Genomic DNA, 13,928 nt, shown 5'->3' with positions numbered 1-13,928 from the left:
GCTATTCGCCGAGGAAGCCGCCTGACTGCCGGGCCCACAGTTGGGCATAGAGGCCGCCACGGCTGATCAGTTCGGCGTGGCTGCCATCCTCGACGATGCGGCCCTGGTCCATGACGATGAGCCTGTCCATTTCGGCGATGGTGGACAGGCGGTGGGCAATGGCGATCACCGTCTTGCCGCGCATCAGCAGATTGAGGTTTTCCTGAATGGCCGCTTCGACCTCCGAGTCCAGCGCCGAGGTGGCTTCATCCAGAATCAGGATGGGAGCATCCTTGAGCATTACCCGGGCGATGGCGATGCGCTGGCGCTGTCCGCCCGACAGCTTGACCCCGCGCTCGCCCACATGGGCATCATAGCCACGGCGCCCGCGGGCATCGCTCAGCCCCGGGATGAAACCATCGGCGTGGGCGCTGCGCGCCGCCTCCAGCATCATCTCCTCGGTTGCATCAGGGCGCCCGTAAAGGATGTTGTCCCGTACCGAGCGGTGCAGCAGCGAGGTGTCCTGGGTGACCATGCCGATATGTCGGCGCAGGGAGTCCTGACTGACCTCGGCAATATCCTGCCCGTCGATCAGGATCCGGCCCCGCTCCACGTCATGGAAACGCAGCAGCAGATTGACCAGGGTGGACTTGCCTGCTCCCGAACGGCCGACCAGACCGATGCGCTCACCCGGGCGGATATGCAGGTTGAGATCCTCGAGCACGCCGCTGCCCTTGCCGTAGTGGAAGCTGACCTGATCGAAGCGAATTTCTCCCTGGCTGACCACCAGCTCCTTCGCATCCTCATGATCGGTTACCGTCTGCGGTCGGGCAATGGTCTGCACCCCGTCCTGCACTGTGCCGATGTTCTCGAACAGCGCAGAGATCTCCCACATGATCCACTGGGACATGCTCCACAGGCGCAACACCAGACCGACGGCCACCGCCACCGCACCCACGCCTATGCTGGCCTGCAGCCACAGCCACAGGGCCAGTCCGGTCACGCTGGCCAGCAGCATACCGTTGAGCAGGTAGAGCGATACGTTGACCAGGGTCACCAGACGCATCTGCCGGTAGACTGTGGTCATGAATTCGGTCATGCCCTCTCGGGCATGCCGCGCCTCGCGCTGGGCATGGGAAAAGAGCTTGACCGTCTGGATATTGGTGTAGGCATCGACAATACCGCCGGTCATCACCGAGCGGGCATCGGCCTGCTCCTCGGCCACCTTGCCCAGTCGGGGAATGAAATGGCGCATCATCAGCGTATAACCCAGCGCCCAGCCCAGCAGCGGTATCATCAGGCGCCAGTCGGCCAGCCCCACCACCAGCACGGTACCCAGAAAGTACACCGCAACATAGTTGAGCACGTCGATCAGCTTGATCACGCATTCGCGCACCGCCAGCGCCGTCTGCATCACCTTGGTAGCGATGCGACCGGCGAACTCATCCTGGAAGAAGCTCATCGACTGGCGCAGCAGATAACGGTGCACCAGCCAGCGGATGCGCATCGGGTAGTTGCCCATCAGTGTCTGGAAGTTGAACAGCGAGCTGGTCAGCACCAGCAGCGGCAGCAGGGCCATGACCACCAGGAACATCCCGGCCAGCTTCCAGCCCTCGTTCTGCACGAAGGTGCTGCGGTCCTGATGGGACAGCCAGTCGACTATGTTGCCGAGGAAACTGAACAGCCAGACCTCGGTGATGGCAACCGAGGCGGTCAGCAGGGCGGAGATGACCAGGAATGGCCAGGCGCCCCGGGTGTAATGCACGCAGAACGCCAGCAACCCGCGGGGTGGCTGGGCAGGGTCCTCGGTGGGAAAGGGATCCAGACGTCGTTCGAACCAGCGGAACATGGGCAGGCCTATGGCAACAGCGAAGGCTGGGCATTATGCGCGCTGATCCGCGTCCGGCTCAAGTGAAGCGGCCGGATGCCGGAGGTGCCGACCATGACGTGGGCGCCGAATTGCTCCACAATGGCAGGCATCGATTCAGGTACGGGTGATCCATGACCTGGTTTTGGCTGTGGTGGACAAGGGTATGCAGATTCTTGATGACGGGACGCGAAGCGCTGGTGGTACAGCGGCGGGATGACTACGGCGCACTGCGCATCACCGAGAACAGTGAGGGTTACCGGTTTCTCTATTTCGGCTCGCTGACCGAGCAGAGCTGCGTGTTCATGCCGGACCCGGCATGGCTCGAGTACGACTACACCCGCGCCATGCAGCTGGCCAACTTCTGGGTCCCGGCGCCGGCGCAGATGACCCTGCTGGGGCTGGGCGGCGGCGCCCTGGCCAACAGTCTGCTGCGGCATTTCGATCCGCAGCAGGTGACCGCCGTGGAGTTGCGCCGCGAGGTGGTGACCCTGGCGCGGGAATGGCTCGGCCTGAGTGAGGATCCCCGTCTTCAGGTCAGGATCGGTTGTGCCGAGCGTTACATCGACTCCGCTGCTGCCAGCTGCGACCTGCTGTTTGTCGATCTGTACATGGAAGGCGGGCTGTCGCGGCTGCAACTGCAGTCCGGTTTCTTCCACAAATGCCAGCAGGCCCTGCGCCCCGGTGGCGTGCTGGTGATCAACCAGTGGCAGATGGGCGAAAGTGGGCTGCCCTATGGTGCCAGCCTGCTCAACGAGCTCTTCGGTGACCAGTATCTGCAGGTACAGGTGGAGGAGGGCAACATACTGCTGTTCATCCCCGCCGCCGGTCAGCCACCCCTGAACCTGGACCGCCCGGCGATGCATGACTGGGCTGCCGGTCTGCAACAGCGGCTGGGTTACTCGCTGCAGCTCTACATCAACAATCTGCACCGGGCGGCGGATGTCGTCGCCCCGGCCGACTAGACCGACTGCTGCTGGCCGGTAAAACGCAGCATGCTCCCGCAGCGCAGGCAGGAATAGCGTCGCCCCCGGGCCACCAGAGCATGGCGCTGCGGAGTGAAGGGTATGTGCTCGGGGCAGGCGCAGCGGTACAGATAGCGGGTACTGCGCCTCCGGGGTACCTGATAGTCATGACAGCGCAGCGCCGGCAGCCCGAACAGGCCGGTCATCAGCCCCTTCCATTCCTTCCCGTGGGGCCGGATGCGCTCGCCATAGAGGGCATGGGCCAGCAGATGGGCTGCCTCATGGGGCACGGTCTGCCGCAGGAAATCCTCGGCGTTCTCCCGATACAATTGCCCATTGAAACGCAGCAGATTGCGATACAGATAGGCCACGCCGGCCTTCTGTCCGCGAAGGTCCAGGGTTACCTGCGGGCGGGGAAAGGGGCGGTTGAAATGGCGCTCGGCGAGCTGGTAGCACTCTTCGAGTCGGTGCATTATGAGTTCCATGGCGCGCATTATACGGGCCGGTGGGCCGGACGGGAAAAGGAAGCGGACAAGGAATGAATGGACTGGGTTATGACATCGAGCTGACGGGCCTGCTGATCGCTATGGCGGTCGGGCTGATCATCGGCTTCGAAAGGGGCTGGCAGTCGCAGAATCTGGACGGCGCCCGCCACGAAGAGATAGATGACCAGACGGTGACCGGTATCCGCACCTTCGGTCTGCTGGGACTGGCCGGCGGGGTAGTGGCCCAGTTGGGTATCCTCAGCAGCCACTGGGTGCTGGCGGCGGCCTTGCCCGGCGTTACCGCTCTGCTTATCGCCGGCTACATCCACACCAGCCGGGCAACCGGCGATCTCGGTGCGACCACCGAAGTGGCAGCCCTGCTGGCCTTCCTGCTGGGGGCCCTGGCAGTACACGGCCTGTATCTGGAGGCGGCCACGGCGGCCGTGGTCACCGCCGTGCTGCTCGGCTCCAAGGAGCGTCTTCACGCGCTGCTGCGCAATCTGTCGCGGCTGGAGCTCAATGCTTCCCTGCAGCTGCTGGTGATAGTGCTGGTGGTGCTGCCATTGCTGCCCAATCAGTCCATGGGCCCCTGGGACAGCATCAATCCCCAGGTCATCGGCTGGCTGGTCATTCTCATTGCCGGCATCAGCTTCGCCGGCTATTTCGCGGTCCGGCTGCTGGGGGATCGGGTCGGTCTGGTGCTGACCGCGTTGCTCGGCGGCCTGGCTTCCAGTACCGCATTGACCCTGGCCTTCTCGCGGATGGCCCGTGTAGATAGCAGCCGCAGTGCATTGCTTGGCGCCGGGATTGCCCTGGCCTGTGGCACCATGGCGGTACGTCTGCTGATCGAGGTGGCAGTGGTCAACCGTGCTTTGGTCATGCCTCTGCTGCCGGGCGTGATGGCACTGGCGTTGATACCCCTGCTGGCGCTGGGCTGGATCATCTGGCGCCACCGTGGCGAGCAGCCGGTGCGGCACGCCCCGCCGATGCACAACCCGCTGGATCTGCAGCAGGCGCTGGTCATGGCCGGGCTGCTGACCCTGATCTTCATGCTTTCCAGCGGTGCCGAGCACTGGTTCGGCAGCCAGGGGGTCTATGTGCTGTCGGTGCTGGCAGGCGTTGCCGATGTGGACGCGGTCACCATTGCCCTGGCGCAGCAGGCGCGCGATGGTCTGGACGAGACCGTGGCGGTGCGCGGCATACTGCTGGCGGCGCTGACCAATACAGCGGTCAAGGCGGTCATGGTGTTGGTGGTCGGCGGACTGCCTCTGGCGCGCTGGGCCAGCTCCATATTGCTGCTGGCCCTGCTGGCCGGTGGTGCGGCGCTGCTGCTGGTCTGAGGCGCCCAGCGCTCAGAAGATGCCGGCATCCAGCCCGGCAGCCATATACAGTGCGAGTTCTTCCACGCTGCCGACAAACCCCGGCTGCCATTCGCCGCGCAGTACCAGTGGATCCTGCACCCAGGTCCAGCGCAGGCCGGTGACTATGGTCTCCACCGCCCGGCGGGTGCCTGTCCCGTCATGCCCGGCCCGGATATAGAGGGCGCAGGGCAGGCCCTGCTTCTTCTCCAGCACCGGGTAGTAGCAGCGATCAAAGAAATCCTTCAGCGCCCCGCTCATGTAGCCCAGGTTTTCCGTGGTGCCGAGAAGGATGCCGTCGGCCTGCAGCACATCCTCCGGGGTGGCTTCCAGCGGTGCCACCCAGCGCACCTGCACGTTCTCGATGGTGTCCGCGCTGGCCCCACGTACGGCGGCATCGCGCAGCAGACGGGTGTTTTCAGACGGGGCGTGGGCGACGATCAACAGATGCCGTTCGGGCATGCACATTCCCTCCGGTGCGGGTTCAGGGGCTTGCGGCCAGTGTAGCGGTTTTACTCGGCGCGGTGGCGGGATCGCCGATCCTGTCTTAGCTTGGATGGGGTGCCATACCTTCTGAATCATTCTGCCAGAGGCCTTGCATGCTACGCATAGTGACCACCATCAGTGCCCTGTTGACCGGCGTAGCCCTCATGCTCATGGGGACAGGGCTGCTCAATACACTGGTGCCACTGCGCGGTGACGCTGAAGGCTTTTCCGATCAGGTTCTGGGTCTGTTCGGATCCGCCTACTTTGCCGGGTTCATGCTCGGCACCTGGCTGTGCCCCCGGCTGATCCGTCGTATGGGGCATATCCGCGCCTTTGCCTTTTTCGCCTCAGCCGCGGCGGGCTGCATCATTCTCCATGTGATGTTCGTCAACATGCTCTTCTGGCTGCTCCTGCGGCTGGTGGCCGGGACCATGCTGGTGGGGGTATCCGCGTCCATCGAGAGCTGGCTCAACTCCGGAGCGCCCAAAGAGCGCCGTGCCCGGGTGTTCTCGGTCTACATGGCGGTCAACCTTGGCGCACTGGCGCTGTCACAGCAGCTGCTGCAGGTAAACAATCCGCTGGCCAACCTGATGTTCGGCGTCTCGGCCTTCTTCGTCATCGTGGCCATCATGCCGGTGGTGGCCACGCGCTTGCCCCAGCCGGAGATAGCCGACGTCCCCGGGCTGCGGCTCACAGCCTTGTGGCGGGCGGCCCCCGTCGCCTGCGCCGGCGCGGTTCTGTCGGGCCTGGCCATGGGTGGATTCTGGGGCCTGGGCGCGCTCTTTGCCGGGCGCATGGGATTGGAGACCGGGGAGATCGCCAGCTTCATGTCCCTGGTAGTGGTAGCCGGGGCCCTGTCCCAGTGGCCGATGGCAATGGTCTCCGACCGCATCGACCGGCGCATGGCGCTGATGGTGGTGGCTGGTCTGGCGGCGCTGGGTGGGCTGGTGATGGCCATGTTCGGCAGCGTGAGGGCAGGGTTGCTGATTGGCGCCGCTCTCTTCGGTGCAGGCTCCTTTTCGGTGTATCCCACGGTGGTGGCTCACCTCATCGATCACCTGCGCAAGGAAGACGTGCTATCCGGCAGTGCCGGCATGCTGATGCTGCATGGCGTGGGTTCGGCAGTCGGGCCGGCCATTGCCGGTTGGCTGATGGCCGGCTCGGCAACCCTGCTGCCCCTGTATTTCCTGGCCATGTTCAGTGCCTGTGGCCTGTACAGCCTGTGGAGCTGGTACCACACCCGTGACCGCATCGTCGCGGCTGCAGCGCGTCAGGTCAGCATGGCACATACGGTGTCGGCCGAAGCCCTGGAGATGGTGGTGGACGAGCAGAAGCCGGATGAGGAAGCGGGCGACCCGGAGGTCGCCCGCTGAGCGGTTACTGACGCTCGCTTGGGTGGATCTGGAAAATGGCGGTGGTGCCGCTGACCTCGTTGCCGACGATCAGCAGCGGCTCGCCGGAAGGGGAGTCTTCGGCACTGACGAAGGCCAGGCCTTCGGGGCCCAGATCGCCGGCCTCGTCCAGGCGCCCAGCAGCGGCCAACTCCTCCGGCTCGTCCACCCAATTGTTCCGGGTGTTCAGGTAATCCTGGAACAGCGGCTGGCTGGGGTCAGTGATGTCGAACACCATGATGCCGCCCATGCGCTCCAGCCCGATGAAGGCAAAGGTCTGCTCTCCGATACGGCCCAGAGCGATGCCTTCCGGCTCGGGCCCCTTGGCGTCGCTGCGGCTGTCAAAGCCATTGGCTTCGTCATGACCCGAGTTGAAGTACTCCAGGCAGGGAATGCTGCGATCCTCACCCAACAGGCACTCGTAATCGGTCTGACCGGCGAGAAACTTCTCGAAGAAATCCCCGGAATCCCACACCAGCTCACCGTCCTCATCCCAGATAGAGAAGGAGCGGGCACCATAGGAATGCAGGGTGTGGTACATCAGATAGCCGTTGCTGGCATCCGCTGTCGGGTCGGGATTGCCTGCTGCATCGTGGTAGACCGGGCTGCTATCGGCCTGGGTCTTGTAGCCCTGCACCCAGCTGACGTTCAGCCGGCCCAGACCGCCACCGCTCACCGGATCGGCCTCGTCCTCGCGGCAGGACCCCGAAGGCCTGCTCGGATCCAGACCGGCACCGCAATAGGAGAACACGGCCGGATCGAGCAGGGCACCCCTGGCCAGCTCAGCCAGCTGCGGCGGCATGTCGTCAGCGTAACGGCGGCTGAAGCCATTATGGTGAACCAGATGCTTCAGGCGTATCTCCTCGACAAAGCCCTTGCTGCGATCGCCTGGCAGGGAGTCGTCCGAGCCCCAGTAGGCATCATCATCCTCGCCCCAGGCCCGGGCATCGCCCTCGTTGGCCGAGACGATATAGGTGCGATCCTCGACGCTGTAACTGGCGATGGCATCGGGGTGGTACATGCCTACGACCCCCGGCCAGCTCTGGAAGTTGAGTGCCGGAGCTCCAGCAGGGCCGTCTTCGTCGCTGGCGTCGAGCTGGTTGCCAGGCTGACCGTAATCCTTGTAGCCCAGGGGCAGGATGTCGGTGATGGTCGCGCTGGCGACGTCCAGTCGTGCCAGTGCGTTGTTTTCCTGCAGGGAAACCCACGCAGTGCCGGAGTCGGGGGAGACGGTGATGTACTCCGGCTCCATGTCCCGGGCCACGCTGGCGAGGTTGTCGGGGCCGTAGGCCACGCGGTTGTCCCCCGGACCATAAATCCGTACGCCGCGCTTGATGAGCTGTTGCTTCTGCGCTTCGAATTGACCGAAGCCCGCAACCCGAGCTGTACCGAAGCCGCTGCCATCGGCCAGTACTTCCACCACGCTGACTGAGCCTTCAGGGTCGACGGAATAGTCATTGCTGGGCTCGCCTTCGTTCGCGACCAGGACATAGCGGCCGTCAGGAGTGAAGGTGACCATGTCCGGCAGGGCGCCTACCTGCACGCGGTCGATCAGCGTCAGGGTAGTGGCGTCATACAACTCCACACTGCCAGGGCTGGTCTTGGGCGAGGCTTCCACGGCTACCGCCAGCAGACCGTCACGCCAGGCCACGCTGTTGATGGTCGCTCCCGGGATATCGGTGGCCAGGGAGTCGACCAGCGTCGGGGTGGCGGGGTTGCTGGCATCCAGTACGTCCACCGCCCCGGACCGGGCGTTGACCATGAAAATGCGCTGGTTCACCGGGTCGAAGGCCGGAATCTCCGCCGCGCTGACCTCATAGGCGCCGGTGGAATAGCGGCCCAGCAGACTCAGCTCGATATCCTGCGGTGCAGCAGCGGGGGGCGTTACAACGCCGTCGCTGCTGCTCCCGCCGCTGTCACCAAGACAACCGCTCAAACCGGCCGCAACCGCCAGGGCAGTTGCACTCATCATCCATCTTTTCATCAAGGGCTTCCGTTAATTGAAATGGGCGCCTACTTGATAACGCTGGCCGGTTACGGAGTGGTGACGAAATTGCTGCGAAATGAAGACGGCAGGAAGAAGCAGAGAGGCTAATGCGGTTTCGCTATCAGTGCGCGCGCGGTAACCGCAAAACTCTCTAAAAGGGGCGGACCCACTTTATTCGAATTTGACTATAGTCAAGGCAGGTGGGCGACACGATGTCGCAGCCGCCCCCCGGCGCCGCCATAGGCGTTGGTACAAGAATAAATCAGGAGGTCAGACCATGATCCAGAATGTTGTGGGGCTGTTCACCAACCCGGACAAGGCGTGGAGAAGCATCAAGGCCGGTGAAATGACTCTCGGGCCGATTTACCTGGTGCACGTACTGGTTCTGGCGGCTATTCCTGCGGTATCTGCCTATATAGGCACAACCCAGGTAGGCTGGACCATAGGTACCCTGGAACCGGTCAAGCTGACCCAGGCCAGTGCGCTGCAGATGACGGCGCTCACCTGGCTTGCGATGCTGGCAGGTGTAGCGGTCATGGGTGCTTTCATCCACTGGATGTCGCGGACCTATGATGCCAACCCGACCATCAGCGAATGCGTCATCTTCGCCGCCTACACCGCCACGCCCCTGTTCATCGCCGGATTGGCGGCCCTGTATCCGGACCTCTGGCTGGCCATGATCGCAGGCACAGTTGCCATCTGCTACACCACCTACCTCCTGTACCAGGGTATCCCCATCTTCATGGGCATCCCGGAGGAGGAAGGCTTCCTGTTTGCCAGCTCCATTCTGGCGGTGGGACTGGTGGTTCTTGTCGGCATGATGGCCACCGCGGTCATCTTCTGGGGGCTGGGTGTCGGTCCCGTCTACCTGCGCTGACATCCCTGAACGCGGAGGGTGCCGTCCGGCGCCCTCCGCGTGCTCCGCTGTTTTTCTGGTGGTCGATTCCCGGTAGAATGCCCGGTTTTGAGTACACCCGGGTTCCCCACCATGTCCAGCCTTAGCGTGAACCAGAACAAATTGCAGAAACGTCTGCGTCGTCTGACGGCAGAAGCGGTTACCGATTACAACATGATCGAGGACGGCGACAAGGTCATGGTCTGCCTGTCCGGTGGCAAGGACAGCTACACCATGCTGGACATGCTGCTGTACCTGCAGAAGGTCGCGCCCATCCGCTTCGAGATCGTAGCGGTAAACATGGACCAGAAGCAGCCCGGCTTCCCCGAGCATGTGCTTCCGGCCTACCTTGATGGCCTGGGCATTCCGTACCACATCCTCGAACGCGACACCTATTCCATCGTCAAGGAGAAGGTGCCCGAGGGCAAGACCACCTGTTCCCTGTGTTCGCGCCTGCGTCGTGGCAATCTCTACACCTTTGCCGACGAGATCGGCGCCACCAAGATGGCGCTGGGGCACCACCGGGACGACATCGTCGAGACCTTCTTCCTCAACATGTTCTATGGCGGCAACCTCAAGGCCATGCCGCCCAAGCTGCGCTCCGATGACGGTCGCAACGTGGTGATCCGCCCGTTGGCCTACTGCAACGAGAAGGACATCGAAGCCTATTCGGTACTCAAGGAGTTTCCCATCATTCCCTGCAACCTCTGCGGCTCCCAGGAGAACCTGCAGCGCCAGGTGGTCAAGGAGATGCTGCGCAGCTGGGAGCGGGAAACCCCCGGCCGGGTGGAGAACATTTTCCGCGCCCTGCGCAACGTCCAGCCGTCTCAGCTGGCCGATACCGCGCTGTTCGACTTCGCCAGCCTCAGGGTGGATGACAGCGCCACGCCGCGCTTCGTCAACATCATGAATCTCTGACCCCGGCAAGGAGCGGTCATGCGCAACTACCAGTGGCTGGAAGAGTATTGCCTTAACCGCTTCGGCTCCCGTCAGGCGCTCGAGTCCCGTCTGCCGATTCCCCGTGATCCGGAGCAGCTCAGGGCCATGCCCGATGACCGCTACCTGTCGCACATTGCCCTGAGAGTGTTCCGGGCGGGACTCAAGCACAGCGTGGTGGATGCCCGCTGGCCGGCCTTCGAGGAAGTATTCTTCGGCTTCGACCCCGAGAAGGTGGTGCTGATGAGTGCCGAGCACATCGAACGGCTCATGGGCGACAAGCGGCTCATCCGGCACCTGGCCAAGATGCGCAGTGTGCCGCGCAATGCCCAGATGGTGCTGGATCTGAGTCGCGAGTACGGCAGCATGGGCGCGCTGATAGCCGACTGGCCCACCGAGGATATCGTCGGCCTCTGGCGTCTGCTGGCCCGCCGGGGCAACCAGCTGGGCGGGCTCTCGGTACCGCGCTTTCTGCGCATGATCGGCAAGGACACCTTCGTCACCACTGCGGATGTGCTGGCAGCGCTGGTGGCAATGGGTGTATTGGACAGGGCGGTGGCCACCAGTCAGCGGGACCTGGCCACGGTGCAGCAGGCATTCAATCAGCTGGTCGAGCAGAGCGGTCGGCCACTGTGTCAGTTGTCAGTCATGCTGGCCTTCACGGTGAATCATTGAGTTACGTTTCAGCGCTCAGGCGGTATCTCAGAACTTGACCTCAACCCATTGTCTTGGCAAGGTAATCGCATTTCCCATCCGAGGGGTTAGGTATGCGCCTGTTCCTGTTGCCGCTGCTGACCGCGCTGGCCGTTCTGGCTGGCTGTGCCAATGCGCCACAGCCTTTGCCACCGCCGCCCCCTGTTGCAGTCGAAGCGCCCACCAAGCCCGCTTTCCATGACGAGATCCTGTTCCACGCCTTCAGCCTGGTCGGTACACCCTACCGCTGGGGCGGCAGCTCTCCGGAAACCGGCTTCGACTGCAGCGGATTGATCAACTACGTGTTCCGAGAGACGGCTGGGGTCACTCTGCCCAGAACCACCGCCGGCCTCAGCGAACTGCCGCGCAAGGCCGCGACGGATGCCCTGCAACCCGGTGACCTGGTGCTGTTCTCGACCCGTGGCAAGCGGGTGGACCATGCCGGCATCTATGTCGGGGATGGGCGCTTCCTGCATGCGCCCAGCAGTGGTGGACGAGTGCGCCTCGACGATCTCCAGGCCAGTTACTGGCAGCGCAGTTACATCAGCGCCCGGCGGGTGCTCGATCACTGATTCTCTGCAGTTCTGCAGCAGCAACTGCGCTCAGCGCAGGGGTTGCAGCCTCGCTTCCAGGCGTCCTTCGCTCACCAGCTCCATGAACTCGTCGCCCAGTCGCTGACTTTCCGCCATGGCCTGACGCCAGTACTGCTCTCGACCCGCATCGTCGGCGCCGAACCGGCGATAGTCCCGGCGATCCGGCAGCTTGCCGTAGGGCAGGCGCGCCAGATAGGCCGGCGAGGGCGCCACCAGCAGCACATCCCCCGCGCGATCAGCGCAGGCCCGGCGCCAGGGCATCGCCTTGTCGAACCAGCCCGGCACCACCCGGTCGATGAAGTGCGGGTAGAGCACCACGCCGGGAGCCTTCCATGGCAGATCCAGGTGGTAGTCGAGCAAGCCGCCATCACGGTACACGCCCTCGCTGGCGCCGGGAATATCCCGCACCGCCTCCATCACCATGGGAATGGAGCCCGAGGCCAGCAGTGCCGGTCGCAGGTTGTCCGTGCTCAGGCTCACGTAGCTGGTGACGAAGTCGTCAAGATCACCGAGGGGCGGAGCCAGCCGGGTATCGTGGATGATGACCCGTTCGAACCACCGCTTGAGGTGGCGCCGTCCCAGCAGGTTGCTGCCAATCACGCCGCCCAGCCCCAGCCCCAGTGCTCTGGGGTGGTCCAGCTGCAGCAGACGCAGGGACTTCACCACCATGATGTTGAGATGGTAGAGCGGATTGGACAGGATGGCTTCATCCTGACCTTCCAGCAGTTCATCCAGCATGGTCGCGCAGCGCCGGCTGATCTCCGCCACGGTGATGCCCTTGGGGAAGCGCTGGGTGGTATAGAGTTCACCCAGACGCTGCAGGCCGGCCACCGGGTCCGGCTTGCACACGCTGGCGAAGCGCCAACTGCCGATCGAGGCGCCCACCAGACTGCGCGGTTGCGGCGCCTGGGGGAGCCACTGACCGAAGATGGCCATGTCCAGACCCTGGATACCCAGTGCCTTGGGGCCTCCGGCAGCGCCGGGTATGACGTGGATATCGGCTGGTTGCAGGCCCGATTCACGAATGCGGGCGAGGGCGCGGGCGCCGGCGCGGAGCGTCAGAGCGGGTTCGGGAACATGAATGGCGACCATGAAACATCCATCAGTGCGAAACAAGTCGTCATATTGTCTCAGGATCAATGGCGCTTGTCAGCGAGGACGCTCAACGTCTGAAGGTGACGTAGCGACGATGGGGATTCCCGCCGCGCCAGATGAAGCCCTCGAAGTAGTAATGCAGGAAACTCACCGTCAGTACCAGGATACTGACCAGAACGTAATGCTGGTAGGAGGTCAGCAGGTAGGCAATGCCCACTGACATGAGCGGTAGCAGTATCACCGGTGACAGCCGGGTGAAACTGGCCAGCTGATAGAGGCCGTTGACCGGTGCTTCGCCGTTGCGGTTGCGGTCATGGGTGACATACACCATGTAAGCGGTGACATCGTGGATGATGCGGGGGATCAGGATCACGAACAGGGCGTAACCGACTTCCTGAATCAGCAGGGTGGAAAGAATCAACGCCACATTGCCCCACAGATACCAGACGCCGATCCGGTGTCTGGAGCGGGGTGTCAGGCGGATCGCCAGCACCACCAGAGCAGCGCCGACCAGCGCGGCGCTGTAGGTCAGCAGGGTGTACAGACTGATGTCTCCCAGCCAGATGTTGCCCAGAAAGCGCTCGCCATACACATTCATGTAAATCGCCATGCCGGCAATGATCGACAGCCATTTCCACAGGCGGTAACTGCGGCACGGCGGTACGCCCATCATCATCAGAGTCAGTCCCAGCTGCTGGGCCAGCACGTGATAGATGGTGTAGAAGCCGAGGAAGACGAACAGCAGGTTGTAGCTGACAGGTTGCGGGCCCAGATATCCCGCGCTGGCGATGCCGGCGAACAACAGCATCGGCCACAGCAGGCTGCGCCGGTAATGGTTGAGGTACTCCCGATCGGCCATGGTAATCAGGCTGGCGATGATATGTGGTAGCCCAAAGATGACCGTCCAGAATGGCCAATCCTCGGGTTGTGTGGGAATTCGCTGATAGACCATCCCGCCCTCGAACAGCCAGGCATCCGTGAAGACCACCAGCAGCGACAGTGGAATCACCAGATACAGGGCCAGTAACCAGCGACAGTCAATGACATGGACAGTCTGCTGCGGCAGGGGTAGGGTCTGTTCCCGTGCGGACATGAGCGCACCCGTTCGGCAGATGTTGTTTTTTTTCGAGTTAACCACAGACGCACCCGGCAACCCATCACCTGACCGGGTCATTTTCGGGGTTGTGGCTGGGCGGGG

The 13,928-nt window shown here is 63.3% G+C and carries 13 protein-coding genes; 7 read left to right on the top strand and 6 right to left on the bottom strand.

The genetic code is table 11. The features are described from left to right. Position 1 precedes the first annotated feature (1 nt). Complete coding sequence (locus tag BM046_RS04145) at positions 2-1,828, bottom strand: ABC transporter ATP-binding protein (protein WP_090537274.1); 1,827 nt, start codon at positions 1,826-1,828, stop codon at positions 2-4. 197 nt (positions 1,829-2,025) lie between these two features. On the opposite strand from BM046_RS04145, the gene BM046_RS04140 reads away from it, so the two are divergent. Further along, the gene (locus tag BM046_RS04140; protein WP_177197783.1) at positions 2,026-2,811 is read left to right on the top strand and encodes a spermidine synthase; all 786 of its coding nucleotides are present in this window, start codon (positions 2,026-2,028) and stop codon (positions 2,809-2,811) included. On the opposite strand, the gene BM046_RS04135 is transcribed toward BM046_RS04140, so the two are convergent. Then, positions 2,808-3,296, bottom strand: a complete 489-nt coding sequence (locus BM046_RS04135; RefSeq protein WP_090537270.1) for a SprT family zinc-dependent metalloprotease — start codon at positions 3,294-3,296, stop codon at positions 2,808-2,810. The two genes, BM046_RS04140 and BM046_RS04135, sit on opposite strands and share 4 nt — an antisense overlap. Positions 3,297-3,349: 53 nt before the next feature. Here BM046_RS04135 and BM046_RS04130 point away from each other — a divergent pair, with 53 nt between their 5' ends. Then, entirely contained in the window at positions 3,350-4,636 is a 1,287-nt protein-coding gene (locus BM046_RS04130; RefSeq protein WP_090537268.1) for an MgtC/SapB family protein, read from the top strand. Between the two features lie 12 nt (positions 4,637-4,648). Here the strand turns inward: BM046_RS04130 and BM046_RS04125 are convergent, their stop codons facing one another. Then, complete coding sequence (locus BM046_RS04125; protein ID WP_218149997.1) at positions 4,649-5,116, bottom strand: flavodoxin family protein; 468 nt, start codon at positions 5,114-5,116, stop codon at positions 4,649-4,651. Between the two features lie 137 nt (positions 5,117-5,253). Here BM046_RS04125 and BM046_RS04120 point away from each other — a divergent pair, with 137 nt between their 5' ends. Further along, entirely contained in the window at positions 5,254-6,513 is a 1,260-nt protein-coding gene (locus tag BM046_RS04120) for an MFS transporter (RefSeq protein ID WP_090537263.1), read from the top strand. Positions 6,514-6,517: 4 nt separating this feature from the next. On the opposite strand, the gene BM046_RS04115 is transcribed toward BM046_RS04120, so the two are convergent. Next, the gene (locus BM046_RS04115) at positions 6,518-8,515 is read right to left on the bottom strand and encodes a choice-of-anchor I family protein (protein ID WP_090537261.1); all 1,998 of its coding nucleotides are present in this window, start codon (positions 8,513-8,515) and stop codon (positions 6,518-6,520) included. Between the two features lie 280 nt (positions 8,516-8,795). Between BM046_RS04115 and BM046_RS04110 the strand changes: the two genes are divergently transcribed. From BM046_RS04110 to BM046_RS04095, 4 genes are all read left to right on the top strand, one after another. Beyond that, positions 8,796-9,395 carry a Yip1 family protein gene (locus BM046_RS04110; protein ID WP_090537259.1) on the top strand — a complete coding sequence of 200 codons (600 nt, stop codon included), beginning with the start codon at positions 8,796-8,798 and terminating at the stop codon, positions 9,393-9,395. A 111-nt stretch (positions 9,396-9,506) separates the two neighbouring features. Then, the gene (gene ttcA, locus BM046_RS04105; protein ID WP_090537257.1) at positions 9,507-10,331 is read left to right on the top strand and encodes a tRNA 2-thiocytidine(32) synthetase TtcA; all 825 of its coding nucleotides are present in this window, start codon (positions 9,507-9,509) and stop codon (positions 10,329-10,331) included. Positions 10,332-10,349: 18 nt separating this feature from the next. Next, positions 10,350-11,024: a DNA-3-methyladenine glycosylase I gene (locus tag BM046_RS04100; RefSeq protein ID WP_090537255.1), complete on the top strand. Its 675-nt coding sequence runs from the start codon at positions 10,350-10,352 to the stop codon at positions 11,022-11,024. Positions 11,025-11,116: 92 nt separating this feature from the next. After that, positions 11,117-11,614, top strand: coding sequence for a C40 family peptidase (locus tag BM046_RS04095; protein WP_090537254.1), 498 nt, complete (start codon positions 11,117-11,119; stop codon positions 11,612-11,614). A gap of 30 nt (positions 11,615-11,644) precedes the next feature. Here the strand turns inward: BM046_RS04095 and BM046_RS04090 are convergent, their stop codons facing one another. Next, a complete protein-coding gene (locus BM046_RS04090; protein WP_090537252.1) occupies positions 11,645-12,727 on the bottom strand; it encodes a patatin-like phospholipase family protein in 1,083 nt (360 codons plus the stop codon). 70 nt (positions 12,728-12,797) lie between these two features. Beyond that, complete coding sequence (locus tag BM046_RS04085; RefSeq protein ID WP_090537250.1) at positions 12,798-13,823, bottom strand: hypothetical protein; 1,026 nt, start codon at positions 13,821-13,823, stop codon at positions 12,798-12,800. Positions 13,824-13,928 lie beyond the last annotated feature (105 nt).

This window comes from Halopseudomonas formosensis (assembly GCF_900115905.1).
Lineage (GTDB): Bacteria > Pseudomonadota > Gammaproteobacteria > Pseudomonadales > Pseudomonadaceae > Halopseudomonas > Halopseudomonas formosensis.
This window is presented reverse-complemented; position numbering and strand designations above follow the sequence as displayed.

Coding starts and splice junctions, on each gene's coding strand:
- BM046_RS04145 (WP_090537274.1), bottom strand. CDS start 1,828: ATGTTCCGCTGGTTCGAACGACGTCTGGATCCCTTTCCCACCGAGGAC.
- BM046_RS04140 (WP_177197783.1), top strand. CDS start 2,026: ATGACGGGACGCGAAGCGCTGGTGGTACAGCGGCGGGATGACTACGGC.
- BM046_RS04135 (WP_090537270.1), bottom strand. CDS start 3,296: ATGGAACTCATAATGCACCGACTCGAAGAGTGCTACCAGCTCGCCGAG.
- BM046_RS04130 (WP_090537268.1), top strand. CDS start 3,350: ATGAATGGACTGGGTTATGACATCGAGCTGACGGGCCTGCTGATCGCT.
- BM046_RS04125 (WP_218149997.1), bottom strand. CDS start 5,116: ATGCCCGAACGGCATCTGTTGATCGTCGCCCACGCCCCGTCTGAAAAC.
- BM046_RS04120 (WP_090537263.1), top strand. CDS start 5,254: ATGCTACGCATAGTGACCACCATCAGTGCCCTGTTGACCGGCGTAGCC.
- BM046_RS04115 (WP_090537261.1), bottom strand. CDS start 8,515: ATGAAAAGATGGATGATGAGTGCAACTGCCCTGGCGGTTGCGGCCGGT.
- BM046_RS04110 (WP_090537259.1), top strand. CDS start 8,796: ATGATCCAGAATGTTGTGGGGCTGTTCACCAACCCGGACAAGGCGTGG.
- ttcA (WP_090537257.1), top strand. CDS start 9,507: ATGTCCAGCCTTAGCGTGAACCAGAACAAATTGCAGAAACGTCTGCGT.
- BM046_RS04100 (WP_090537255.1), top strand. CDS start 10,350: ATGCGCAACTACCAGTGGCTGGAAGAGTATTGCCTTAACCGCTTCGGC.
- BM046_RS04095 (WP_090537254.1), top strand. CDS start 11,117: ATGCGCCTGTTCCTGTTGCCGCTGCTGACCGCGCTGGCCGTTCTGGCT.
- BM046_RS04090 (WP_090537252.1), bottom strand. CDS start 12,727: ATGGTCGCCATTCATGTTCCCGAACCCGCTCTGACGCTCCGCGCCGGC.
- BM046_RS04085 (WP_090537250.1), bottom strand. CDS start 13,823: ATGTCCGCACGGGAACAGACCCTACCCCTGCCGCAGCAGACTGTCCAT.